This window comes from Gemmatimonas sp. UBA7669 (assembly GCF_002483225.1).
GTDB lineage: Bacteria > Gemmatimonadota > Gemmatimonadetes > Gemmatimonadales > Gemmatimonadaceae > Gemmatimonas.
In genome coordinates this window covers 62,625-87,492 of the sequence record NZ_DLHL01000054.1, presented here as the reverse complement: position 1 = coordinate 87,492, position 24,868 = coordinate 62,625, and the positions used below count along the sequence as shown (strand labels likewise).

General features: G+C 66.5%; 21 protein-coding genes and 2 tRNA genes. 20 read left to right on the top strand and 3 right to left on the bottom strand.

The features are described from left to right. The first annotated feature begins 5 nt into the window (after nucleotides 1–5). The 17 genes from B2747_RS16795 to hflX all read left to right on the top strand — a co-directional run bounded on the left by B2747_RS16795 (nucleotide 6) and on the right by hflX (nucleotide 20,474). The gene (locus B2747_RS16795) at nucleotides 6–755 is read left to right on the top strand and encodes a 2-phosphosulfolactate phosphatase (protein ID WP_291163578.1); all 750 of its coding nucleotides are present in this window, start codon (nucleotides 6–8) and stop codon (nucleotides 753–755) included. Between the two features lie 39 nt (nucleotides 756–794). Next, a complete protein-coding gene (locus B2747_RS16790) occupies nucleotides 795–3,137 on the top strand; it encodes an FtsK/SpoIIIE family DNA translocase (RefSeq protein ID WP_291163576.1) in 2,343 nt (780 codons plus the stop codon). A gap of 197 nt (nucleotides 3,138–3,334) precedes the next feature. Continuing rightward, the gene (locus B2747_RS16785) at nucleotides 3,335–6,319 is read left to right on the top strand and encodes a TonB-dependent receptor (RefSeq protein WP_291163573.1); all 2,985 of its coding nucleotides are present in this window, start codon (nucleotides 3,335–3,337) and stop codon (nucleotides 6,317–6,319) included. Nucleotides 6,320–6,408: 89 nt separating this feature from the next. Continuing rightward, a complete protein-coding gene (locus B2747_RS16780) occupies nucleotides 6,409–7,182 on the top strand; it encodes a glycerophosphodiester phosphodiesterase family protein (protein WP_291163571.1) in 774 nt (257 codons plus the stop codon). 311 nt (nucleotides 7,183–7,493) lie between these two features. After that, nucleotides 7,494–7,859, top strand: a complete 366-nt coding sequence (locus tag B2747_RS16775; RefSeq protein ID WP_291163568.1) for a YraN family protein — start codon at nucleotides 7,494–7,496, stop codon at nucleotides 7,857–7,859. 100 nt (nucleotides 7,860–7,959) lie between these two features. Next, a complete protein-coding gene (gene recA / locus B2747_RS16770) occupies nucleotides 7,960–9,039 on the top strand; it encodes a recombinase RecA (RefSeq protein ID WP_291163565.1) in 1,080 nt (359 codons plus the stop codon). Nucleotides 9,040–9,170: 131 nt separating this feature from the next. Next, complete coding sequence (locus B2747_RS16765; RefSeq protein ID WP_291163562.1) at nucleotides 9,171–9,968, top strand: regulatory protein RecX; 798 nt, start codon at nucleotides 9,171–9,173, stop codon at nucleotides 9,966–9,968. Nucleotides 9,969–9,987: 19 nt separating this feature from the next. Further along, nucleotides 9,988–12,771: an alanine--tRNA ligase gene (gene alaS / locus B2747_RS16760; protein ID WP_291163559.1), complete on the top strand. Its 2,784-nt coding sequence runs from the start codon at nucleotides 9,988–9,990 to the stop codon at nucleotides 12,769–12,771. Continuing rightward, nucleotides 12,768–13,142 carry a hypothetical protein gene (locus B2747_RS16755; protein WP_291163556.1) on the top strand — a complete coding sequence of 125 codons (375 nt, stop codon included), beginning with the start codon at nucleotides 12,768–12,770 and terminating at the stop codon, nucleotides 13,140–13,142. Before alaS ends, B2747_RS16755 begins: the two co-directional genes overlap by 4 nt. An 11-nt stretch (nucleotides 13,143–13,153) precedes the next feature. After that, a complete protein-coding gene (locus B2747_RS16750) occupies nucleotides 13,154–13,897 on the top strand; it encodes a tyrosine-protein phosphatase (protein ID WP_291163553.1) in 744 nt (247 codons plus the stop codon). Between the two features lie 38 nt (nucleotides 13,898–13,935). After that, a complete protein-coding gene (locus tag B2747_RS16745) occupies nucleotides 13,936–14,523 on the top strand; it encodes a D-sedoheptulose-7-phosphate isomerase (protein ID WP_291163551.1) in 588 nt (195 codons plus the stop codon). Beyond that, entirely contained in the window at nucleotides 14,520–15,275 is a 756-nt protein-coding gene (locus tag B2747_RS16740; RefSeq protein WP_291163548.1) for an SDR family NAD(P)-dependent oxidoreductase, read from the top strand. The genes B2747_RS16745 and B2747_RS16740 overlap by 4 nt, the downstream gene beginning before the upstream one ends. 7 nt (nucleotides 15,276–15,282) lie before the next feature. Then, a complete protein-coding gene (locus B2747_RS16735; RefSeq protein ID WP_291163545.1) occupies nucleotides 15,283–16,602 on the top strand; it encodes a CCA tRNA nucleotidyltransferase in 1,320 nt (439 codons plus the stop codon). Further along, a complete protein-coding gene (locus B2747_RS16730) occupies nucleotides 16,599–17,129 on the top strand; it encodes a hypothetical protein (RefSeq protein WP_291163543.1) in 531 nt (176 codons plus the stop codon). The genes B2747_RS16735 and B2747_RS16730 overlap by 4 nt, the downstream gene beginning before the upstream one ends. A 39-nt stretch (nucleotides 17,130–17,168) precedes the next feature. Beyond that, nucleotides 17,169–18,566: a replication-associated recombination protein A gene (locus B2747_RS16725; protein ID WP_291163541.1), complete on the top strand. Its 1,398-nt coding sequence runs from the start codon at nucleotides 17,169–17,171 to the stop codon at nucleotides 18,564–18,566. Further along, entirely contained in the window at nucleotides 18,566–19,063 is a 498-nt protein-coding gene (locus B2747_RS16720; protein WP_291163538.1) for an LEA type 2 family protein, read from the top strand. Before B2747_RS16725 ends, B2747_RS16720 begins: the two co-directional genes overlap by 1 nt. Nucleotides 19,064–19,148: 85 nt before the next feature. Further along, complete coding sequence (gene hflX / locus B2747_RS16715; protein WP_291163535.1) at nucleotides 19,149–20,474, top strand: GTPase HflX; 1,326 nt, start codon at nucleotides 19,149–19,151, stop codon at nucleotides 20,472–20,474. A 55-nt stretch (nucleotides 20,475–20,529) separates the two neighbouring features. Here the strand turns inward: hflX and B2747_RS16710 are convergent. The 3 genes from B2747_RS16710 to B2747_RS16700 form a co-directional block, all read right to left on the bottom strand. Next, nucleotides 20,530–20,603, bottom strand: a tRNA-Val gene (locus B2747_RS16710). A gap of 155 nt (nucleotides 20,604–20,758) precedes the next feature. Then, a tRNA-Ile gene (locus B2747_RS16705) sits at nucleotides 20,759–20,832 on the bottom strand. Between the two features lie 87 nt (nucleotides 20,833–20,919). Beyond that, nucleotides 20,920–21,927, bottom strand: coding sequence for a bifunctional heptose 7-phosphate kinase/heptose 1-phosphate adenyltransferase (locus B2747_RS16700; RefSeq protein ID WP_291163532.1), 1,008 nt, complete (start codon nucleotides 21,925–21,927; stop codon nucleotides 20,920–20,922). Between the two features lie 35 nt (nucleotides 21,928–21,962). On the opposite strand from B2747_RS16700, the gene B2747_RS16695 reads away from it, so the two are divergent. The 3 genes from B2747_RS16695 (at nucleotide 21,963) to B2747_RS16685 (ending at nucleotide 24,832) form a co-directional block, all read left to right on the top strand. Then, complete coding sequence (locus B2747_RS16695) at nucleotides 21,963–22,913, top strand: DMT family transporter (RefSeq protein WP_291163526.1); 951 nt, start codon at nucleotides 21,963–21,965, stop codon at nucleotides 22,911–22,913. A 100-nt stretch (nucleotides 22,914–23,013) separates the two neighbouring features. Further along, nucleotides 23,014–24,114, top strand: a complete 1,101-nt coding sequence (locus B2747_RS16690; RefSeq protein ID WP_291163523.1) for an asparaginase — start codon at nucleotides 23,014–23,016, stop codon at nucleotides 24,112–24,114. Between the two features lie 7 nt (nucleotides 24,115–24,121). Next, entirely contained in the window at nucleotides 24,122–24,832 is a 711-nt protein-coding gene (locus B2747_RS16685; RefSeq protein WP_291163520.1) for a carboxymuconolactone decarboxylase family protein, read from the top strand. Nucleotides 24,833–24,868 lie beyond the last annotated feature (36 nt).

The following is a 24,868-nucleotide window of genomic DNA, read 5'->3' as shown; positions in this document are numbered from 1 at the left end:
TGCGAGTGGACGTGCTGCTCGGCGAGGCACCGGTGGTGCCCGCCGATGTAGCCGATCGGGTGGTAGTGGTGCTCGACGTGCTGCGCGCGGCGACCACCGTGGCGACGGCTCTTGCCCATGGGGCGCGGGCCGTCGTGCCGTTTGAGACAGTGGATGAGGTGGCGGCGCGTGCGCGGGTCTACGCGCGGGGCGAGGTGCTGACGGCCGGTGAACGGCGCATGCAGCGCATCGACGGGTTCGATCTGGGTAACTCGCCGCTGGAGTACACGCCTGAGGCGCTGGCGGGTCGCACCGTGCTGTTCACCACCACCAACGGCACCGTGGCGCTCACCGCAACCGCCGGCGCACGCGCCTGCTTCTTTGCGGGTTTTGTCAACGCACAGGCCACGGTGCAGGCCGTGCTCGAGCGGTGTGCGGTGCACGATGCCGATGTGAGCATCGTATGTGCCGGCCACGAGCGCCGGCTGGCGTTTGAAGATGTGGTGTGTGCGGGACGCCTCGTGCGTTTGCTGCACGCCGCCCTGCCGGGTGTCGCGCGTGGGGACGGCGCGCGCGTGGCCGAGCTGGCCGAGCGACCCTACGTAGGCGGCGTGTCGTCGCTGGCGTACGACGCACAGCATGCGCGCTCACTGGCCGATGCCGGGTTCAGTGCCGATGTTTCTGCATGTCTCACGCTCGACACCTTCAGCGTGGCCACAGCGTACGTGGACCGGCAACTGCTGCGAGCGACAACTGGCGGAAGTTCTGCGCGCTGATCGGCGCGGCAGATTCGTCGGGACGATGAGGAGAGGCTGATGGACCGGAAGGTGTTGCAGCGTGAAATGGGCGCCGTCGCGCTTACCCTGCTGGCCGTGTTCCTGTTGGGCGCGCTGTTGTTCCAGCGTGTGGAGTGGGAGACGGCGGCGTGCTGGGATGCGAACGGCCCGTTCGGTCCGGTGGGCACCGTCGTGAAGTGCACCATCGTCGCTGCCGTTGGCATTCCCGGCATGGTGCTCATCGCGCTGGGCGCCTTCGTCGTCGCACTCGCGCTGTTCGGTCGCATTCGTCGGGCCGACGATGCCAGCGACTGGACACTGCTCTTTGCCGGCACCGTGGTGCTGGTGCCGGTGGCCATCGGTCTCGCCATTGGCGGCTCGCCGACGGATTCCGATCTGGCCGGCCTCTGGGGCACCTTCGTGGCGCATTACCTGCGCAAGGCGCTTGGCGCGGCGGGCGCCTGGATCGTTTTTCTGCTGGCCACCAGCGCGCTCACCGTGGCCACCCTGCGCTGGAATCCACTGCGTTTGCTCGTTGGCCCCGGCGGCCCGACGCCCGCGCGTGGGCAGACCAGCAATGAGGCTGGTGGCTGGTCCCCCACGCTGGCCGAGCGGCTTGCACCCGAGCCGGAAGAGATGCCGGCCATCGACCCCGTGCTGGCGCGTGATGTATTGGCGCGTGACGTACTCTCGCGCGATGCGTTGTCGCGAGACGCCGTCGAGCCGGACACGCGAAAGCCCGCCAAGGGACGGGCACGCGACGCCAAGGGCGCAGCGCGTGAGCCCTCGGTCGAGCAGGTACTCGAGCAGCCCGCCGAGCCCGTGGCGTTCAGCGATGACCTGCCACCCACGTCGCTGCTGACGCAGGCGCCTGCGCGCAGCGCGGATGTCGGACGCCGCGAGCTGGACATGGCGGGCGACAAGCTCATGGCCACCTTGCGTACGTTCAAGGTGGAAGGTGAGCTGGTGGGGCGCACGTCGGGCCCCACGGTCACGCAGTTCGAGATCGAGCCCGCCGCCGGTGTGAAGGTGCGGCAGATTGCCGCCCTGGCCGATGACCTCGCGTTGGCCATGCGGGCGCCCAGCATTCGCATTGTTGCACCCATTCCGGGCCGCGGCGCGGTGGGTGTGGAGGTCCCCAATCCGACGCCGGAAATGGTGGGCCTGCGTGACGTGCTGGAGGCGCCGGAGTTTCAGTCGGCCCGTGCGGCGTTGCCGGTGGCCCTGGGCAAGGATCTCGAGGGACGTCCGGTGGTGGCGGATCTCGCCAAGATGCCGCACCTGCTCATTGCCGGCGCCACGGGCTCCGGCAAGTCCGTTTGTGTGAACACCATCATTACCAGCCTGGTGTATCGGCATACGCCGCGCACGCTGCGCTTTCTGATGGTCGATCCCAAGATGGTCGAGCTCAGCGTGTACAACACGCTACCGCACCTTCGGCACAAGGTCATTACCGACAATCGCGACGCGGCCTCGGTGCTCAAGTGGGCCGTGATGGAGATGCAGGATCGCTACCGGCTGCTCGAGGCCAACGCCTGCCGCAATCTGCAGGAGTTCAACAAGCGCGTCACGCAGCACGCCGCAGGGGAAGGGCCGGCACCGCAGAAGCCACGCAATCCTGAAGTGGGCTTCGAGGACCGCACGTATACCGGTGGCATTCTGCCGTACATCGTCGTGGTCATCGACGAAATGGCCGATCTCATGATGACGGTGCAGGGCGAAGTGGAAACGCCCATTGCCATGCTGGCGCAGAAGGCACGCGCCATCGGCATTCACCTCATTCTCGCCACACAGCGGCCCAGCGTGAATGTCATCACGGGTCTCATCAAGGCCAACTTCCCCTGTCGCATCGCGTTTCGTGTGGCCTCACAGGTGGACAGCCGTACCATCATCGACGGCGCGGGCGCTGAAGCGCTCCTGGGCAACGGCGACATGCTCTTCATTCCACCGGGAAAGTCGGAGGCGTCGCGCTTGCAGGGTGCGTTTCTCTCCAGCGAAGAGACGGAAAAGCTGCTGCGCTGGTATGACGACGCCAAGGCACGGTTCGAAGCGGCGCTCGATGCCCCTGCACAGTCTGAGCCGGATATCCTGGAGGCCGTGAAGGCCGCCGAAGCCAAAGAGGCGGGCGGCGACGAGGACGACGACGGGGCATCGAGTGAGCGCGACGCGCGCTTCCGTGAAGCCGCGGAAGTCGTCATCCAGCATCGCCAGGGGTCGACCTCACTGCTGCAGCGTCGTCTCAAGATCGGCTATGGGCGGGCAGCGCGGATCATCGACCAGTTGGAAGCGGCTGGCGTACTGGCCCCATCGGAGGGCGCGGCCCGTCCCCGCGATGTGCTGGTCGGCATACAGGACCTCGACCGGATCTGTGGCGAGTCCTGATCGGGCGTTGTCAAAGGCATACTTTAACGCCCGACGTACGTCGTTCCCGTATTGACGAGTGAAGCGCGGCACACAATGATTGGGGCAACCTAGCCGCTGGCGTCATGTTTTCCGTGTCGCCGGCGGTTCCCACCCTTGCCTGTGCATCGACGCAGGTGCCCGGACTCTCCCAGTCCTTTTTTCCCTCGAGGTGCGTAATGCGTCTCCCTCTTCGGCGACTGCTGGCCAGCGCAATGCTGGCCATCGGTTTCATGCCTGCGGCGTCGTCGAACCTCGCTGCGCAGTCCGGCAGCATCACCGGCAAGGTCACTGACGCGACCACTGGCCGTCCCATCGAGAATGCGCAGGTGCAGGCGCAGCTCATGGGCGGGCAGGCCTACGGTGCCATCTCCGGCGCGGATGGTGGGTTCCGCGTGGTCAACCTGCCGGACGGCAGCTACACGGTCACGGTGCGCGCCCTCGGCTATGAGCAGCGCGTCTTCACCGCGCAGCGGGTTGGCGCGGTCATCAATGCCGCGCTGACGGAGCGGCCGACGCAGCTCGGACAGACGGTCGTCACGGCCAGCCGCAGTCGTCCGGAGAAGGCGCTCGATGCCCCGGCGCAGATCTCGGTCATTTCGAGTGAGCGCATCGCGGAGCGACCGGCGGTCACGGTCACCGACCAGCTCCGGGGCATTCCCGGTGTGGATGTCAACCGCGGCGGCATTGCGCAGGCCAACATCGTCGCGCGCGGCTTCAACAACGCGTTCAGCGGCAGCATTCTCATGCTGCAGGACTATCGTTTTGCGGGCGTGCCGTCGCTGCGTGTGAACGTGCCCTTCCTGATGACGGGCACGAACGAGGACATTGATCGTATCGAAGTGCTGCTCGGTCCGGCGTCGGCGCTGTACGGTCCCAACAGCGCCAACGGCGTGCTGCACGTGATCACCAAGTCGCCATTCACCCAGGAACCCGGTCGGCGCTCCAATACCACGCTCAGCGTGGACGGTGGTCAGCGCGATCTGCTGCGCGTTGGTGCGCGAACGGCCGTCAAACTGAACGACCGGGCGGCGTTCAAGCTGTCGGGTGAAGGCATGCGCGCCCGGGACTGGCAGTATCGCGACCTGTCGGAGCCGGCGACGTTCCCGAATGCGGCGCCGGCCGGCCGCCGCGGACAGGCCAATGCGCGCGACTTTGATCTCGAGCGCTTCACCGGTGAAGCGCGACTCGACCTGCGTCCGCGCGACGGGGTGGAGCTCATCACGACCTACGGCTTCACGCGCGCGGGTTCCGGCATCGAGCTCACTGGCGCCAACGGCAGTGCGCAGATCAAGAACTGGACCTACAACAGCTTGCAGCAACGAGTGCGCTTCGGGCGGTTCTTTGCCCAGGCCTTCGTGAATTCCAGCAACGCCGGCAACGACGATTCGCTGGACGTGGGCGGCACCTATCTGCTGCGCAGCGGGCAGCCCATCGTGGACAAGTCGAATGTCTGGGCGCTGCAGGCCCAGCACGGGCTCGACCTGCTTGACGGCCGCCAGTCGTTCACCTACGGCGTGGACTATATCGCGACCAATCCGGAAACGGGTGGCACGATCAACGGCCGCAACGAGGCCGACGACAATACACGCGAGTACGGCGGCTATCTGCAGTCCAGCACGCGGGTGCTCAACCGCAAGATGGAGTTGCTCACCGCGCTGCGTGTGGACGGCAACAACGTCATCGAGGGCACCTTCTTCTCGCCGCGCGCCGCCATCACGTTCAAGCCGGTGGGCGACAACCACGTCTTCCGTGCCACGTACAACCGCGCCTTCCAGACGCCGGCCAACTTCACATTCTTCCTCGATCTCGTACAGTCGCGCGCGGCGGGGGCCAACCCGTACGACGTGTTTGCGCAGGGCAACAAGCCCAAGGAAGGCTATCAGTTCCCGCGAACCTGTACGGCAGGCTCGGCCTACGGCACGCTTTGCATGCGCTCGCCCTTCACGCAGAACACGGGTTTCCAGACGGTGAGTGCGGGGGCGGCGCTCCCCGGCGTGTGGACGGCACTCGGGCCGGCGGTGCAGCCGACGCTGACCGCGGGCCTCACGCAGGCGCTGATCGCCAACCTCGGGCTGTCGCAGCAGCAAGCAGCGGGCTTTGCCGCGCAACTGGCGCCGGCGCTCATCCAGCGTCTGCAGTCGCGGGTCCCGACGGAGGCCGAACTGCCTACGGGTCTGTTCATCGGACAGAATCTCATTGCCGATGCCAGCGGACCGGCCGACATCGCGCCGCTGCGTGCCTCGTTCAACAACACGTATGAGTTGGGCTACAAGGGGCAGTTGGCCAACGGCAAGCTGCTCATCGACATCTCCGGCTGGCGACAGCAGCGTGGTGATGTGGGCACATCCGCCGGACAGGCCACCCCCGTCGTGCTTGCGCGCAGTCCGCAGGCCTACGGCACATACGTGACCACGCAGTGGGCGCAGGTCATTCAGGGTGCGGCGGCACAGGCTGGTCTTCAGGTGCCTGCGGCGCAGGTGCAGCAACTCGCTGCGGGTCTCGCCGGCGCCGTCGTCCCGACTGCCGCCGCGCTGCCGCTTGGCGTGGTGACGTGGGATGATCAGGCGGGTGGCAACCGTCGCATCCTGGCCACGTACTTCAACGCCGGCAACCAGAAGCTCTGGGTCACCGGTCTCGACATGGCCACCACCCTCCAGGCCACCCAGCGCCTTGGCTTCACCGCCAACTACAGCTACCAGAACCGCACCATCTTCCCGGACATCCAGGGTGGCAACGCCGCGCCGCTCATGTCCAACTCGCCGGCCAACCGTGGCTCCCTCGCGGCGCGCTTCGAGACGCTGGGCAATGTGTGGTCACTCGAAAGCCGGGTGAACTACTCCGAGAGCTACGAGGTCAACTCGGGCGTGTACGGCACCACGGCCTCCTGGCCGATTGCCGCCGGCAATCCGGGGGCGACCGGCACCACGTCGGCCAACGCCGTCGCCGGCTGCCCCACCACCACGCAGGGCCGCTTCTGCTACGAGGGCGTGCCCGAGATCGTCACGCTCGACCTTGGCATCTCGCGCAAGTTCAACCTCAACGGGCAGTCGCTGCGCTGGTCGCTCAACGCCACCAACCTGCTCAACGAAGAAGTGCGCACGTTCCCCGGTGTGCCGCAGATCGGCCGCATGGTGATGACGCGCATCCAGTACGTGTTCTGATGTATCGGGGACGGCTCACCGAGCCGTCGTGACTCACCTCTGACCGGGGCGACATCCTGCACAGGGTGTTGCCCCGGTATGTTTTCCCCATGATTCTGCTCGACCCACACGCGCGACCGGTCATCGGCCACCGCGGCAATCGCGCGCACGCCCCCGAGAATACCATCCCGTCGATGCTCGAGGCCGTGGCCCTTGGCGCGGACGCACTCGAGTTCGACGTACATGTGACGCGGGATGACGTGCTGGTGGTGCTGCACGACCCCACGCTTGATCGCACGACCAACGGGCAGGGGCCGGTGGCCGCATTGACGGCGGCGGACCTATCGCAGTTCGATGCCGGTGCGCGCTTCACGAAAGACGGCCGGACGTTTCCCTGGCGTGGACGCGGTGTCACCGTCCCCACCTTCGACGCGGTCATCGAGGCCCTCCCCCCCACCTTGCCACTCATCGTGGAGATCAAGACGCCAGCCGCCACACCGGTGCTGCGCCGAGCGATCGTCCGGCATGGCCTCGCGTCACGTATCATCGTGGCTGGCTTCGATCCGGCGAGCACTCGGGATCTGCGTGGTGGTGGGTTCGCGCTCGGTGCCAGTACGCCCGACGTCGCGCGACTGCTCGCGCCGGCGCTGCTGCGTCAGCGCATTGCCCGTCCATGGTTCCAGGCACTCTGCATTCCTCCGCAGCATCGCGGCATTCCGGTTCCGGTGTCGGCTATCGCACGCGCCGCGCGTCCGCATGGCGTGGTGACCCACGTGTGGACCATCAACTCGCCGGCCAAGGCGCAGCGCCTCTGGCGACAGGGCATTCAGGGCATCATTTCCGACGACCCGGCCCTCATGATCGCCGCACGCGGCGGAGTCTGACGCTCGGCTCGCCACTGGGCGTCGTGTGTGGCGATGGATCGCCAGCTGCTCACGCAGGGTTGAAATGATAACGGCCTTGAGAGGTTGTTCATCCGTGTCGTTTCCGCCCCATCCGTGTCATCCGCGTCGAGGAAGTTGGACCCAGACTGATGTTCTCTGCGGTCTCTGCGTCCTCTCCTTCTCTGTGTGAGCTGTGAACGAGCCCGCCAGATCATCGAGTGCCGGTGCGTCGGTGCGTCGGTGCGTCGCCAGGATGAAATGCGCAAGCAATTGGTGCAACACGTCGCAGCGAAGCGTGCTACACTCGCGCCATGACGAAACAGCGACAGGACTTCGGGCTCCTTGGTGAGCGTATCGCGGCGCGCTGGTTGCGCCGCGACGGCTGGTCCATTGTAGCGCATCGCTTTCGGGACGGGCGCCGCGATATCGATCTCATCGTGCACCGAAACGCCGAGGTGGCCTTTGTGGAGGTCAAGGCCCGTCATGGGGAGCAGTTCGGCTCGCCCGTGGAGGCCGTGCACACCCGGAAGCAGCGGGAGCTTTGCCGATCGGCCAGGGTCTGGATCGCCAGATATGGCACGGAAGCGCTGAATTATCGGTTTGACGTCATCGGCATCCTCGTTTCCGGTCAATCTGTCCGGGTGAGGCATGTGCCGAACGCCTTCCCCCTGCCGTAAATTCGGGCACTTGCGGGAGTTGTCCACATCGTAGTTTCTTCGTACTTTATTCGGGTCTTGGTCCTGCTCGCGTTCGCCCTAGATTCTCGCGAGCCAGGGCATGGCGGCTTCACCCCTCACGACGGCGGTCCTTATGGCGGGTTCGGTAATCACAGACGACAAGCGCAAGGCCCTGGCGCTCGCGGTCGCGCAGATCGAAAAGAGCTGCGGCAAGGGCTCCATCATGCGCCTTGGGACCGACGCCAAAGTGCGCGTCGAGTCCATCCCGACGGGCGCGATCAATCTTGATGCGGCCATCGGCGTGGGTGGTATTCCGCGCGGTCGCATCACTGAGATCTACGGCCCCGAGTCCAGCGGCAAGACCACGCTCTGTCTCCACGTGGTGGCCAACGCGCAGCGGGCCGGTGGCGTGGCGGCGTACATCGATGCCGAGCATGCGCTCGATACCGAGTACGCCAAGAAGCTGGGTGTCGACGTCGAGAACATGCTCATCTCGCAGCCGGACACAGGCGAGCAGGCACTCGAGATCTGCGAGATCCTCGTACGTTCGGGCGCGGTCGACGTGATCGTCATCGACTCCGTGGCGGCGCTGGTGCCCAAGGCGGAAATCGAGGGCGACATGGGCGACTCGCACGTGGGCCTGCAGGCGCGCCTCATGAGTCAGGCGCTGCGCAAGCTCACCGGTGCGATCGCCCGTTCGAAGGTGTCGGTGGTTTTCATCAACCAGTTGCGCGAAAAGATCGGCGTCATGTTCGGCAACCCGGAAACCACGACGGGTGGCAAGGCGCTCAAGTTCTACGCGTCACTTCGGCTCGACATCCGCCGCATCGGCCCGGTGAAGGAGAAGGAAGACGTCATCGGCTCGCACGTGCGCGTGAAGGTCGTGAAGAACAAGGTGGCGCCGCCGTTCAAGCAGGCGGAATTCGACATCATGTACGCCGAGGGCATCAGCCATACGTCGTTGCTGGTCGATATCGGTGTCGAGTCGGGCATCATCGACAAGGCGGGTGCGTGGTACAGCTACGGCTCGCAGCGCATTGGGCAGGGTCGGGAGAATGCCAAGTTGTTCCTCAAGGACAACCCGGCGCTGATGGCTGAAGTCGAGGAGAAGGTGAAGGTCGTACTTGGCGTCAACAAGGCGGCAGAGGCCGCGCCCGGCGCCGAGGAGACAGAAGAGTAGGTCGCTGGTTGAGGACCGTTGAGCCCGGGTCGAGGGGTGACTCGCGGTGGGAAGTGGTGCCCGGATCACCACTCCTCATCGTGAGTTGCCCCTCGACTCTTTTTCTTCCCTGAAAGGAACCAATCTTCCTGATGAACGCTGAACGGTTTGGTACGGTGGGCGAACCGTCTGCACACAGCGCACCCGCGTTGCGCATCCAGGACCTGCGCGAGTCCCCACGTCGTCCGGGGCGCTACCTGCTGCAGATGTCGGATGGCCGCACCCTGGTGCTTGGGGTGGGTGTGCTGTCGGATTGTGGCGCCACCCGCGTCGGGGCAGTGTTGTCAGCGGAGGTCGTGGAGCGGTTGCTGCATGAGTCGGCCGTCACCGCCATGGCTGATCGAGCGTTGGACATGCTGGCGCGAGGGCGCCGCACGCGTCGGGAGCTGGAACGGCGTCTGCTGCGTCCGCCACTGCGTCGGGGGCAGCCGGCGCCAAGGCCCGAGGAAGGCGCGGAACGAGCGCTGCAGGTTCGTGAAGCGCTGGATCGTCTCGAGGCCAGCGGCGTGCTGTCGGACAATGAGGTGGCCGAGGCGGAGGCGGCGGCGCGGTTGCGTCGCGGCGAGGCACCGGGCCGAGTGACGCAGGTCCTGCGGCGAAAGGGTGTGGCGGGCAGTGTGGTGCAGGCGGCGGTGCAGGAGGCCATGGCGGAGGACGACTTCGACGAACGGGCGGCGTGCCGAGCGGTGGCAGAAAAACGCGCGAGGGCGCTCAGGGCTTTGCCGCCCGATGTCGCGACGCGGCGGCTGCTGGGGTTCCTGCAGCGCCGTGGCTATGGCGGGGGTGTGGCGCGTGATGTCACGCGGGAGGTCCTGTCGGCGCGTGACGAGAGTGGCGCCGATTGGGAGGGCGAGGACGAGGCGCGGCTCGCTGACGAAACCGTCGACTGATTGCCTATATTGTGCGGATATGCTCGCTGCCGAAATCCGCACCCGCTTCCTGGCCTACTTCGAGAAGAACGGCCACGCCATCCGCCCCAGCTCGTCGCTGGTGCCCGCCGAAGATCCGACCTTGCTGTTTACCAACGCCGGCATGGTCCAGTTCAAGAAGGTCTTCTTGGGTATGGAGGACCCGCCGGAGGGGAAGCGTCGCGCCACCACTTCGCAGAAGTGCGTGCGTGCCGGTGGCAAGCACAACGATCTCGAGCAGGTGGGGCATACGGCCCGCCACCACACGTTCTTCGAGATGCTGGGGAATTTCTCCTTCGGCGACTACTTCAAGCGCGACGCCATCAAGTTCGCGTGGGAGTTCATCACCGAAGACCTGAAGATTCCCCGGGAGCATCTGCGGGTGACCGTCTTCCATGAAGACGACGAGGCGCGTGCGCTCTGGCGCGAAGTGGCCAACGTGCCGGACAACCGCATCTACGGGCTGGGTGCCAAGGACAACTTCTGGCAGATGGCCGACACCGGGCCCTGCGGTCCCTGCACCGAGATCTACGTGGACCTCGCGCACATGGCGTCCGACTGGGCCTTTCCGTCGGGAGCAAGCGGCGAGTGGACCAACACTGAGATCCAGGACTATTCGCTCGACGCGTTTGTCGAAGGCGCCGAGGCGGGTCGTTTCCTCGAGATCTGGAATCTCGTGTTCATGCAGTTTGACCGGCAGGCGGATGGGACGATGGTCCCGCTGCCCAAGCCCAGTGTGGATACCGGTGCAGGACTCGAGCGCATCGCGGCGGTGCTGCAGGGTGTCACCAACAACTTCCACACCGATCTCTTCCGCCCGCTGATTCAGAAGGTGGAGGACGTGGTGGGCATTGGCTATCCGTACCGTCCGGGCGTCGGTCTGGGGACCGCGGTGGGCAAGGATGGGCGGCCCATCGATCCGGCCTCGTTCCGTGTGCTCGCCGACCACGCGCGCGCGGTGGGCTTCCTGCTTGCCGACGGCGTGTTCCCGAGCAATGAAGGGCGTGGCTACGTGCTGCGTCGCATCCTGCGTCGCGCCGTGCGTCACGCCTGGTTGCTCGGTCGACGCGAGCCCACGCTGGTCCATGTGGTGGAGGTGCTCATCGACACGATGCGCGACCTCTATCCCGAGCTGCATGTGCGTCGCAAGCACATCCTCGAGACCACACGCGCGGAAGAAGAGCGATTCCTCGCCACCATCGATGCGGGCATGTCGCGCTTCGAGGAGCTGGCGCCGGCCGCGTCAACGCAGGGCAGCACGGCGATGCGTGGTACGCTCTCGGGTGAAGACGCCTTCCGTCTGTACGACACCTTCGGCTTCCCCATCGATCTGACCGACCTGATGGCCCGCGAGCGCGGGTACCTTGTCGACATCGCCGGTTTTGAGCGCGCGTTGCAGGCGCAGCGCAAGCAGTCGCAGGATGAGCGCAAGAGCAAGCAGATCGCGGTCAGCGCCGACGATTTTGCCGACCCGACACTGTGGACGCACGATCAGCAGCATGAAGCGGGCATGGGTCGCTTCGTGGGCTACGACGTGATCGAGGTGGACACGCTGGTAACGGCCGTGCGTCATCTGCCCGACGGTCGCGTGGCTGTGATGCTGCGTGAATCGCCGTTCTACGCGGAATCGGGTGGTCAGGTCAGTGACCACGGCCGTATCACCGGTGAGGGCTGGTCGGTGGCCGTCAACGAAGTGCGCAAGGTGGACGGGCGCATCGCGGCCATTGGTGAAGCCACGGGCGAGATAGCCTTTGGCCGCGCACATGCGATGGTGCCGCGGGATCGGCGTCGGGACACGGAGCGCAATCACACGGCCACGCACCTCCTGCATGCCGCGCTGCGCAAGATCCTCGGCGATCATGTGCATCAGGCGGGCTCGCTCGTCGCGCCGGATCGTTTGCGTTTCGATTTCACGCACCACGGTCCGTTGTCCGCAGAGCAGTTGGCGGCCATTGAAGCCGATGCCAATGCCGGCGTGTGGGCGTCCGTGCCGGTGACCATTCAGGAAGAGTCGTACAACGATGCCGTCGCACGCGGCGCCATGGCGTTGTTCGGCGAGAAGTATGGTGACGTCGTGCGCGTCGTGGAGATTCCCGCACTTTCTGTCGAGTTGTGCGGTGGCACCCACGTGCGCAACACAGCGGAGATCGGCCTCATTCGCATCGTGTCCGAAAGCGGCGTGGCGGCCGGCGTGCGCCGCATCGAAGCCATCACGGGCCCTCGTGCCTTCCAGTTCCTCGCCGATCGCGAGCGGGCGCTCCTGCAGGTGGCGTCGCGTCTCAAGGTGCCGATGTCGGGTCTCACCTCGGGTCTCGAGCAGATCGAAAAGAAGCTCGATGGCCTGATGGATGAGCGCAAGCAACTCGAGAAGCGTCTCGATGAAGCCATGCGCGGTGGTGCGACCGGTGGTGGCTTGGCGCAGCAGCTGGTGGCGGCGGCCAGCGACATTGCCGGCACGCGTGTGGTCTCTGCTCGCGTGGACGTGCCGGACGTCAAGGCCTTGCAGGCCCTCGGCGACGCGGTGCGCGAGGCACTGGGCAGCGGTGTGGCCGTGCTGGGTGCCGCGTTTGCCGATGGCAAGGGCGCGCTGCTCGCGGTGGCCACGGATGACGCGAGAGATCGCGGACTGCGCGCCGACATTGTGGTGCGTGATGTGGCGGCGACGGTGGGTGGTCGTGGCGGCGGCAAGCCACATATGGCGCAGGCCGGTGTCGATCCCGCTCAGGTGGATGCAGCCCTCGCCGGTGCGGCGGAGATCGTGGGCAAGCTGGTGGCGGCCGGATGAACTCCTTGGGCCCGGAGGCCACGGTCGGTACATGGATCACGCAGCTCGAGCCGGCGCCGCCGGCCGCGCTGCTGCAGCGTCTGCAGGAGTTGCTGGCCAACGAGGTCAACCGTCCGGCACGCGAGGTGCCCGAGGTGTGCCTGGCCGCCGGTGAGCGGTTGCTCGATGCACTGCTGCAGTCCGGCTCCACATCGCGGGCCACGGCGCTCGACCTCCTGGCCGTGGACGCGCTGGTGACCTACGCATTCGAAGCGGCGGCCGACGATCCCACGCACATTGTCGAGCGGGCCACGTCGGCCATGCAGCGCATTGCCGCCTTGCCGGGTGCCTTGTCCCGAGAGGCCAGTCAGCCACCGGCTGCTGTGCCCTGAGGACGTGCCCGGTGATCGACCTCCACACGCACCTGCTTCCTGGAGTCGACGACGGGTCTCCCTCCTTCGACGTGTCGCTGCCCATCCTGGAGCGCTTCGCGGATGACGGAGTCACGACGGTGGTATGCACGCCGCATCTGAACGCGAGTCAGGCCGTCACGGCGCCGTATGCGTATCATCGTGAACTGTTGCAGGAGCTGCAGCGACAGGCGCCGGCTGGTCTCGAACTGCAGCTTGGCTGGGAAATCATGCTCGACAGCCCGGGTGTCGACCTGTCGGCGACGGAGCTCACGCTTGGAGACTCGCGCGCGCTGCTGGTCGAGTTCACCCGGGGTGGCTTGCCGCCCGGCGCCTCCAGCGAGTTGCGGCGCATTACCCGTCAGGCCCGCACGCCCATTCTCGCGCATCCCGAGCGCTACTTCGGCTGCACACTCGATCTCGTGCGTGAATGGCGGAAGTTGGGCGTCGTCATTCAAACGGATGCGTCGGTACTCATGGGGCGTGGGGCACCCAGTGACTTCGCGCGTGAGATGCTGGCGCTGGGGTACATCGACATTCTCGCGTCCGACAATCATGGCGACCATCGTGATCTGTCTGCGGTGCGGCAGTGGTTGCTTGACCGGGGCGGGGAAGATCAGGTGGATTTGCTCACCCATGGCAACGCCGAATGTGTGTTGGGTGATGAAGACCCGATCCCCGTGCCGCCACTTGCGCCCGGTTTGCTTGGGCGCGTGAAGCGCTTCTTTGGTCGCTGAGACCAGCTTCCTTTCTCCCTTCACGGAGTCCGTGGTTCATGAGTACACCGTCCTCAGCCGCTGACGTGGCGCCTCTGCTTGGCGCACTGCGCGAATTGGCGGCTACCGCCGAACGTACGGCGCAGCAGCTCGAGCAGGACATTGCCGCGGCGCTGCGCATGGTGCGTGACACCGTGGCGCGCGGCGGTACGCTGCTCTTTTGCGGAAATGGCGGATCCGCGGCCGATGCGCAGCATCTCGCCACCGAATACGTCGTGCGCTACATGCGCAACCGGCGTGCCTATCCGGCCATTGCGCTGACCACGGACAGTTCGCTGCTCACGGCCACGGGCAACGACTTCGGATTTGATCAGCTGTTCGCACGCCAGATCGAGGCCATTGGCAAGCCAGGCGACCTGCTCATCATTCACTCCACCAGCGGCAACTCACCCAACGTGTTGCTGGCGGCTGACGCGGCGCGTGCGAAAGGCATTCCCGTGCTGTCGCTGTCGGCGCGGGATGGTGGTGCGCTCAAGGGCCGCTCGGACCTGTGTCTGGTGGTGCCGACTGACCGCACCGACCGTGCGCAGGAGATGCACCTCTGCATTCAGCACGCCATCTGTGATGCCATCGAGGTCACGCTGTGATCGACCTCAGCGGACGTCGCGCCCTGGTCACCGGCGGCGCGCGCGGCATCGGTGCGGCCTGCGCGCGCTTGCTGGCACGGGCCGGAGCGGATGTGGGCATTGCTTACCGTTCGCGCGAGGATGCGGCGAACGCGGTACTGCGCGACATCGAAGCCAGCGGACGACGTGGCTTTGCGTTTCAGGGTAATCTCGCCACACGGGACGCCAACGATGACTTTGTGGCGCAGGCCGTGGGGCTCTGGGGCGGGGTCGACATTTTTGTTGGCAACTCCGGCATCTGGCCAGACGAGGCGGTCCCCGTCTCGGCGCTGGATGAGTCGCGTTGGCGTGAAACCATGGCCACCAACCTCGACGGGCTGTTCTACGGCGCGCGAGCCGCGGTGGGGCACATGAGCGACGGCGGGCGTCTGATCTTCATCTCCAGCACCGCCGGACAGCGCGGCGAGGCCGGGCATGCCGACTACGCGGCCAGCAAGGGGGCCATGATTTCCTTCGTGAAGTCATTGGCCGTCGAACTGGGCGCGCGCAACATCACGGTCAATAGCGTGGCGCCGGGCTGGGTGGACACCGAGGCGGTCGCGCGCCCCTTTGCCGGCGAAGGCCTGTCGCGCATTGCCGCCAACATTCCCTTGGGCCGTGTGGCATCGCCAGATGACATTGCCGGTCCGGTCGTATTTCTCGCGAGTCCGTTGGCGCGCCACATCACGGGAGAGATTCTGAACGTGAACGGCGGCAGCGTGCTCTGCGGATGACGTGCAGGTGACAGCACACGCGGAACGGGACCGCTTGCGTCCACCGGCACCGGTGGTGGAGCTGGCCGCCACCTTGCAGCAAGCCGGCTTCGAGGCCTGGTGTGTGGGGGGCGCCGTGCGCGATGCGCTGCTCGGTCATGCGCATCTCGACTGGGATCTGGCCACGTCCGCCACACCACGTCAGGTCCAGCGTCTGTTCCGACGCACGGTGCCGGTGGGCATCGAGTTCGGCACCGTCGGTGTGATGGACCGGGACGGGCGCATGCACGAGGTCACCACGTTTCGCCGCGACGTGCACACCGACGGTCGTCATGCGGTGGTGGAGTTTGGTGTCTCGCTGAATGACGATCTCGCTCGGCGTGACTTCACCATCAATGCCATTGCCTGGGATCCCATTGCCGAAACGCTGCACGATCCCTTCGGTGGTCGCGACGATCTGTCGCGCGGCGTGGTGCGTGCCGTGGGTACGGCGTCTGAGCGTCTGACCGAAGATCGTCTGCGAGCGCTTCGCGCCATTCGGTTTGCTTCCCGTTTTGGTTTTGCACTCGATGACGCCACCTGGCAGGCGGTGGTGGAGAGTGCACCGCATCTCGGTCGTCTGTCGCCGGAGCGGGTCAAGCAGGAACTCGAAAAGACCATGGAGCAGGTCGACAGGCCGTCACTCGCGCTGCAGCGATGGCGCGATGCCGGGGCGTTTGCCGTGCTCATTCCGGCCCTGGCCAGCGTGAGCAATGCGCAGACCGAAGTAGTGGACCGTCTGCCCAAGCCCGGCCTCCCAACCCGCCCGCTGCGCAAGGCGCTGCGGCTGGCGGCGCTCTTCGCCGGACTTGATGGCAAGCGTGCGGAACAGGCTCTGCGCGCGCTGCGGTTCTCCAACCTCGACATATCGACCGTTGGGGCGCTGGTCGATCGCTGGCATCGTGAGGGCCCATCGCTGACCGGCCAACTTGTCGCCGCTGCACGGCCGGATGATGCGTCGCTCCGGCGGCTCGCAGCGCGGGTTGGTCGGCTGCGCATGGCCGCCTTCATGCGGCTGGCCGCGGCGCACTGGGCGGTGCGTGACGAGGTGTCGCCGGCGGCGTGGCGTGCGCTGCATCGCCGTGTGCTGCGCATCGCCTTCCGTGATGCCATCGAGGTCGGAGATCTCGCCATCGATGGTGACGATCTGCGTCGCCTTGGCGTAAAGCCGGGGCCGCTGCTCGGGCAGCTGCTGCACGAGATGCTGGAGGCGGTGCTCGTTGATCCCGCGCGCAACACCGTGTCCGAATTGAGCGCCATGGCACGCGCGCGATTGGATGCAGGGCCATCTCCGGCAGGCGGCACATGAGTGAACTCGCGTGGCGGTCCACGTCGCAGGACCCGCGCTTCGTGCATGGCGGGGCGTGGTATGTGACCACGGCACATGCTGGCCTGTGGCGCAGCATCGTGGGCGCACCGGCGGAGCAGGTCATGGATGTGGTGTACCACCTGCTGGGTTTCTTTGATCCGGCCGTGGACATGCTGCTGCGGGATCTGCGATCCGGTCGCACCTGGCAGGGCAGCCTGTTGCCGTTGCCGGATGTGCGTGAAGCGGTGGGGCGACTGCGCCAGACGCTTGTGGCCTTCGGCGCCGTGGAGTGTGCGGTGTATACCGATCAGGACCAATTCACCATTACGCGCGATCGCCTGCTGATCATTGATTCACGCACCGACCGCTGGACGTACCGACTCGACGCGGCCAGCTTCGAGTCACGTTCACAGTTGCCCCCTCCCACCTGGAATCCGGAGCGTGTCACGCGTCGTCGCGATGCGGCGCTCGAGGAGGCACTGTGGGTCGCGGCCGAGCGCCTCGGTCTCGAGGAACGTCGCGCATGAGAACGCCTTCCATGCGCGCCCACCGATGAGCGCCCACCGATGAGCGCACGCAAGTCCGAGGGGCCATCGCTGTTTGCCTCGCCTGATGCTGAACCGCTTGCCGCACGCATGCGTCCCGAAACGCTCGAAGACGTCGTGGGGCAGCAGCATCTGCTGGCCGCAGGGCGTCCGCTGGGTGACGCCATTCGGCGCGGTACCATTGGCAGTGTCATCCTCACGGGGCCCGCTGGCACCGGCAAGACCACCATCGCTTCGCTCATCGGGCGATACACCAAACAGGTGGTGGTATCACTCAACGCGGTGACTGACGGTATTCCGCGCCTGCGCGCCATTGTGGACGAGGCAGCCGAGCGTCGCGACTTCGATGGGACGCGCACCCTCGTGGTGGTCGACGAGATTCACCGCTGGGCGCGCTCGCAGCAGGATGCCTTGTTGCCGCACGTGGAACGTGGCGTGATCACCCTGTGTGGCGCGACCACCGAAGTGCCCGCATTCGCGGTGGTGGGCGCGTTGCTCTCGCGCTGCCGCGTGTACGCGCTGCGCCCGCTTGCAGTGAGCGACATTGTGACGCTCATCACTCGGGCGCTCCGCGACGAGCGGCGGGGCCTTGGACGCCGCCGTCTTGTGGCCGATGCGGATACGGTGACGTGGTTGGCGGAGCAGTGCGATGGAGACGCGCGTCGTGCGCTGGGGGCACTCGAGGCCGTTGCGCTCACTTTGCCCGATGGCGACACCATGACCGTCGATGCCTTGTCGGGAGCGCTTGGCGTGCGCGTGGTGAGCTACGACCGGCAGGACATCGACTCACACGCGGTGCTCTCGGCCTTTCACAAATCGTGTCGTGGTTCCGATCCGCATGCCGCGCTCTACTGGCTGGCTCGCGCGCTGCAGGCCGGTGAGGACCCGCAGGTGTTTCTGCGGCGTCTGGCCGCCATTGCCACCGAGGATATTGGTCTCGCCGACCCGGAGGCGCTGGGCGTGGTGATGCACGCCTGGGAAGCCTTTCGCCGCCTCGGGCCGGCCGAGGGCGAGCGGGCGGTGGCGCAGGCTGCCGTGTATTGTGCCACGGCGCCCAAGAGCAACCGCTTGCATCTGGCGTGGGGCGCGGCGCGCGCTGCGGCCGAAGCCACACCGTCGTTGGCTGTGCCCGCGCACCTGCTCAATCTGGACAATGCCCAGCGCCCAGACCCCGCCAGACGCGCGAGCTACGCGTACCCGCACGACTATCCCGGCGCGTTTGTGGCGCAAGCATACCAGCCGGCGGAACTGCAGGGCAGCACGTACTATCATCCGGGGCCCTTCGGTGAAGAGCGCCAGATTGCCAAGCGGCTGGCCTGGTGGGCAGAGCGTGGCGGACCGCCGCTCGAGTCGCCGGGTAACAGCACGCTAGTGGAACGTACCGAACCCTCGTCCTCCCATTCTGGAGACCCCCTGTGATGTTCACTCGTCGTCGTTTCGCCGCACGCGCGGCCGGTCTGCTTGCCTTCGCGGCTGTCGGACTCGCCGCGGCGGGATGCGCGACACTTGGTCGGGCCACCTTCAAGGAGCCCGACGTCCAGCTCAAGGAAGTTGTCGTCACCGGTCTCGGTCTGACGGGCGGCAGCGTGGACGTGGTGCTGTCCGTGTACAACCCGAACGGCTTCAAGCTCGACGCGCTGAGCATGACGTATCAGGTCGACATCGATGCGATCAAGCTGGGTGAAGGCGAGCTCGACGGGCGATTTGTCGTGCCGGAGAGAGATTCGTCCACCGTGCGCTTGCCCGTGCGGTTCACTTATGCCGGGCTTGGCGCGGCGGGTCGTGCCCTCATGCAGTCGGGCACGGTGAACTACCGCGTGCGCGGCGACTTCAAGGTGGCCACCCCCATCGGCAATTTCACGCGACCCTACGATCAGACGGGCCGCTATTCCACCATGACCGGCAACGGGCGCTGACGCGCAGCGAATCACCGGAACCAGGAAACGACACATCAGTCGCGAAATCATCTCCCTGACGCCGCCCGTTGAGCGGGCCATCCTCGTGAGTGCGCCGTTCAAACGCAGCAGCGCCAAGCATCACGTGGACGAACACCTCGAGGAGTTGGCGCGTCTCGCCGACACCGCGGGGGCCATTGTGGTGGGCACCCTTACGCAGCAACTCGATCGACCGCATTCGGCCACCTACCTCGGCAGCGGCAAGGTCGAGGAACTGAAGCTGCGCATTCAGGAACTCGGCGCCACGCTGGTCATCTTCGACGATGAGCTCACACCCGCGCAGGGCAAGAACGTCGAGCTCATGGTACACACGCGCGTGATGGACCGCGCGGAACTCATCCTCGACATTTTTGCCACCCGCGCACGCTCGAGTGAAGCCCGCATGCAGGTGGAACTCGCGCAGCTCGAGTACATGCTGCCTCGCCTCACGCGCATGTGGACACACCTCGAGAAGATGCGCGGTGGTATCGGCATGCGTGGCCCCGGTGAAACACAGCTCGAGACGGACCGTCGCCTCATTCAGCATCGCATCCGTGTACTCAAGGAGCGATTGGCCGATGTGGAGCGGGCGCGCGAGATCCAGCGACAGCAGCGGCAGTCGCACTATCGCGTGGCGCTCGTCGGGTACACGAACGCCGGCAAGTCGTCGGTGTTGCGCGCGCTCGCGGCCGATGGCGAAGTGTTCGTCGAGGATCGCCTCTTCGCCACGCTCGATCCGCTGACGCGCGAGGTCGACATCGGCGATGGCTACACCGTGCTGCTCACCGACACGGTGGGGTTCATTCGCAAACTGCCGCACCATCTCGTGGCCTCGTTCCGCGCCACGCTGGCCGAGGCGCGTGAAGCCGATTTGTTGCTGCACGTCATCGATTCCAGTCACCCCGCGTGGGAGGAGCACCGTGACGTGGTTGATGGGGTGCTGGCTGAGCTCGGGCTCTCCGGTCGACCGCTGCTGTACGTCATGAACAAGATGGACGCCGTGCCCGCTGACATGGTCGACGCGGTGCGTGCGCGTGTCGCCAACCTCATGCCCAATTCGCTGTTCGTGTCGGCGGTGGAGCCAGGCGGGTTGGATCCGTTGCGCGACGAACTGCGCGAGAGTCTCAAGCGCCAGCGGCCGGTGCTCGAGGTGCGGGTCCCGGCGTCCAATGGTCGACTCATTGCGGAAATCCACCGCGATGGCGAAGTGCTGGAGCAAACCAACGAGGACGACACCATCGTGCTGCGTGCCAGGCTGGACGAGCGGAGCATCGGTCGCATCCGCCAGGCTGGTGCGCGGGTGGTGGTCACGAAGGGCGTGACACGCGCCGTGTCATCTGGGGCGGCCTTGGACACGCTGGGCACGTCGGCGCACACCGTCCCGCTGCCATGACACCACAACAAGAACGCCGACCATGCAAACATGGTCGGCGTTCTTGTTGTGCAAGTGGGCGCGCAGGGACTCGAACCCCGGACCTCTGCTGTGTGAAAGCAGCGCTCTAACCAGCTGAGCTACGCGCCCGTGTACTGCGACCGCCCGATTGCTGGGCGGAACAAGAACGTAACGGGAGAGTCGGGGAGAGGGAAGCCCCCCAACACCTCGCGCGACAATTCAAACAACACCTCTGTGAATCGCCCGTGGGGACACCCCACGGGGGAAACCCAACGGCCGTGCCATGGTCCGGGTGGGACTTGAACCCACGATCCTTCGATTATGAGTCGAGCGCTTTGACCGACTAAGCTACCGGACCGAACCCACGTGGTGGCTGTAGCCATGCACGCGTCTTACACAGGCAATGTACCGCGAGGCCGTGCTCGCGTGCCAGCCGCACAAGACCCTAGGCGCTGTGCAGATGGTGATCGTAGGCCTCCAGCACCTCGTCTGGCGACACGGTGGCGGCGCCGAGTTTCCCGACCTCCACACCGGCCGCAAAATTGGCCACCACGGCGGCCTCGCGCGCTGTCGCGCCAGCCGCCAGCATGGTGGCCAGATACGCGGTCACGGTATCGCCGGCGCCAACCACGTCGTAGACCTCGCGCGCCGTGGTTGGCACACGATGCACCACGCCGGTCGCGGCGGTATCGGCCGACACCAGCGCCATGCCATGCTCACCGAGCGTGAGCAGGAGGTGCTCCACACCAAGTCGCGCCAGAGTGTCGGGCAAGGTGGCGGGATGGTCGAGATCCACCGCGGCACCAAGCGCGCTTTCAAGCTCGCGCCGGTTGGGCTTGAACACCGTCGCACCACGATACGCAAAGAAGTTGCGGTACTTCGGGTCCACCACCACGGGCAGGTTTCGTGCACGGGCCATCGCGATCGCGCCCTCGATCACGGAGGGCACCAGCACGCCCTTGTTGTAATCCTCGAACACCACGGCGGTGGCGTCGGGCATGGCGCGCGCAATGGCGGCCAGCACGGCCTCCACGTCGGCGTCGTGCAGGTCGCGGTCGTCTTCCTCGTCGAAGCGCACGAGCTGCTGCGACCGTGCCATGACGCGCGTCTTGGTGGTCGTGGGTCGGTCGACCGTTACGAGCGACCGCGAAGACATGCGCCCGGCATCGAGATGCTCGCGCAAGGTGCTGCCGGCGCGGTCGTCTCCAACCACGGCCACCAGATCGCAGCCTGCGCCCATGGCCGCCACGTTCTGCGCCACGTTGGCGGCACCACCAAGGGCGAGCTTGCGGTCGCGCACCCGCACCACCGGCACCGGAGCCTCGGGCGAGATGCGGTCCACATCGCCGCGCAAATACACGTCCAGCATGGCATCGCCAATGATCACGACATGCTGCCGCCGCGCAGCCTCGAGCAGCGCGACCAGACGGTCGCGGGATATGAGTGACGTCATGCGGGGAAGCTAACCTCGGCGTTACCTTGGCGGCGATGACATCCGCGCCCGCCCATCCCGATCGCCCCGCTGCCCGCGCGCCGTCGCCCTGGCTGGTGCTCGGCGCCGCGCTGGTAGGCATTTCGTTTGCCGCGCCGCTCATTCGGCTCTCCGCTGCCGATCCTCTCGTCATTGCCACGTGGCGACTGGGTTTTTCACTGATCATCGTCGCGGCGGCGCTGGCCATTGGTGGCGGCTGGCGTGGCTGGCGCACACTGTCCCGTGCAGAACTCGGACTCGCCTGCGGGGCCGGGGCGCTGCTGGCCTTGCACTTCTGGTCGTGGAACGCCTCGCTGCGCTACACCACCGTGGCGGCGTCCGTGGCGCTGGTCAACCTGCAGCCGGTCATCATTGCGGCGGCCTCCGCGTGGCTCCTTGCCGAGCCGCCGTCACGTCGCCAGTGGGTGGGCGTTGGCGTGGCCGTGATTGGAGCGCTGGTGGTGGGGCTGGCTGACGTGCCCGGAGGCCTGGCCGGCCTGGCCGACGCGCTCTCGCCCACCGGATCGGTCAGCGGCAGCCGTGCGCTGCTGGGTGACCTGCTGGCCCTCGTGGGGGCCGTAACCGCGGCAGGGTACTACCTCATCGGCCGTCGCCTGAGGCAGCGGCTCGATCTCTGGCCCTACGTGGGCCTGGTGTACGGGGCTGCCTTTGTGGTCTGCCTCGCGCTCGCAATCGGAACAGGGAGCGAGCTGGGGCCGCAGCCCCCGCGGGAGCTGGCCATTTTTGCAGGCCTGGCCCTTGGGCCCATGTTGCTCGGGCATACCGGCATGAACTGGGCGCTGGGCCACCTGCCGGCCTTTGTGGTCAACCTCACGACGCTCGGCGAGCCGGTCGGCGCCACGTTGCTGGCGGCGATTCTGCCCGGTATTGCCGAGGTACCAGGACCCTGGACCCTGTTTGGGGGCGCCCTGGTGCTGGGCGGCGTCTTGCTGGCCGCACGCCGCTGACGGTCCCCGCCTGACGGTCCCCGCCTGACGGTCCCTCGTCGACGGCAGGGTCGCCGGTAGGTTCGGCCGGAAGCCGAGCCGGGTCGATTACCTTTCGGGGGTGTGGATCCCTGACTTTCTGAGCAAGGCCCCTGGCGCGACGTCGCGGGGACAAGCTGCCGACGGCTTTTCGCCGCCGCAGCGTTCACGTCGACTTGATGTGATCGTGACGCGCGGTGGCGTCGTGGAATCACGGCATCGGGTGCATGCGGCGGTCGTGACGGCCGACGCCGTGCTCGTGGACGCGTCGCGCGACCCGGAGCTGCCAGTGTGGTGGCGCAGTTGCGCCAAGCCCTTCCAGGTCATGCCCCTGCTGCGAAGCGGGGGCCTGGATGCGTTGGGTTGGGAGAGCGATGAGCTGGCACTGGCCTGCGCCTCCCACGGCGGGGAGCCGGAGCACGTGCGGATTGCCGCGCGCATGTTGGAGCATCTGGGGCTCGAAGAGGGAGATCTCGCCTGCGGGCCGCATGAGCCCCTCGCGTCCCGCGGCGTACGCAGCCTGCGGGAGGCCGCGCAGCGTCCCACCCGTCTCCACAACAACTGCTCCGGCAAGCATGCAGCCATGCTCGCACGGGCACGGCAAACAGCGGTTCCAACCGCCGGGTATCAGCACGCCGGTCATCCCGTGCAACAGGATTGCCTGCGAGCCGTTTCGGAATGGGCGGCGCTGCCGGTCGACCGAATTGCCGTGGGGGTTGACGGGTGCGGCGTGTCGGTGTTCGCCTTGCCGCTCGCCAATATGGCCCTGGCCTATGCGCGTCTCGTGCAGGCAGCCGCGTCCGGTGACACGCCGAGCCGGCGCGTGGTGAGCGCGATGACCTCGCAGCCCTTTCTGGTCGGCGGCACCGAGCGGTTCGATACGCTGCTGATGGAAGCCTGTGGTGGCAATGTGCTTTGCAAGATCGGGGCAGAAGGTGTGCACACCTTTGCACTGGTCGATCGCGGCATTGGCTTCGCGCTCAAGGTGGAAGATGGGGCGGCGCGGGCGCAGTACCCGGCGGTGCTGTCGCTGCTCGCGGCGTACGATGCCTTGCCCAATCCCTTGCCCGAGGCCCTGCGTGACCTGTTGCAGCGCAGCGTGCGCAATACGCGCGGGGAGTCGGTGGGCGTGATTACGGTCGGCGATGCCGACGTGGGCGACGTCTGGGAGTTCAACGCATGAGCCACCCATGAACGCGCGTCGTGAAGATGGCATGCGCGACAAAACGATGACACAGGGTCACGCAGAGCAGGTTACACTGCCCGACGCCGCCGCCCGCCACACGCCGCTTGCGGTACTCGACGCGGAAACGGCGGAGCTGGTGCGCCTCGCGGCCTTGCTGGCCGGTGGCTCGGAGGGCGATATCCGCGAGGCGTTGGCGGGTGCCGCGGCGCAGGTGCGGGCAGAGTGGGTGGAGGAGGTTATCCTGCAGACGTATCTCTTCGCCGGATTTCCACGCGCGCTCAATGCGGCGCGCGAATGGCGGCGCATCAGCGGTCGGTCAGCACCGACGGTTGATGCCGAAGCCATTGATGATCCGGCGGAGCGACTGGCGCAGGGTGAGCGCACCTGTGCCACGGTGTACGGGCGCTTTTATGAGCGCTTGCGCGTCAACATTGCGGAGCTGCATCCCGCCCTCGACCAGTGGATGATCGAGGAAGGCTATGGCAAGGTGCTCTCGCGTGCGCCGCTCGATCTGGCGCGCCGGGAGCTCTGCATTGTCGCAGCCTGCGCCATTGCTCGACAGGATCGGCAGTTGCACTCGCATTTGCACGGGGCGCTGCACGCCGGCGCGTCAGCGGCTGTTGTAAGCGACACGCTGGCGGTGGTGGCACCACTGTTGGACGCGGATGATGTTCGTCGGTATCAGGGGCTCTGGGCGCGCGTCCAGGGCAAGTAAGAGCGCAACGGCGCTCCGCACATTTTCGGGATTCTC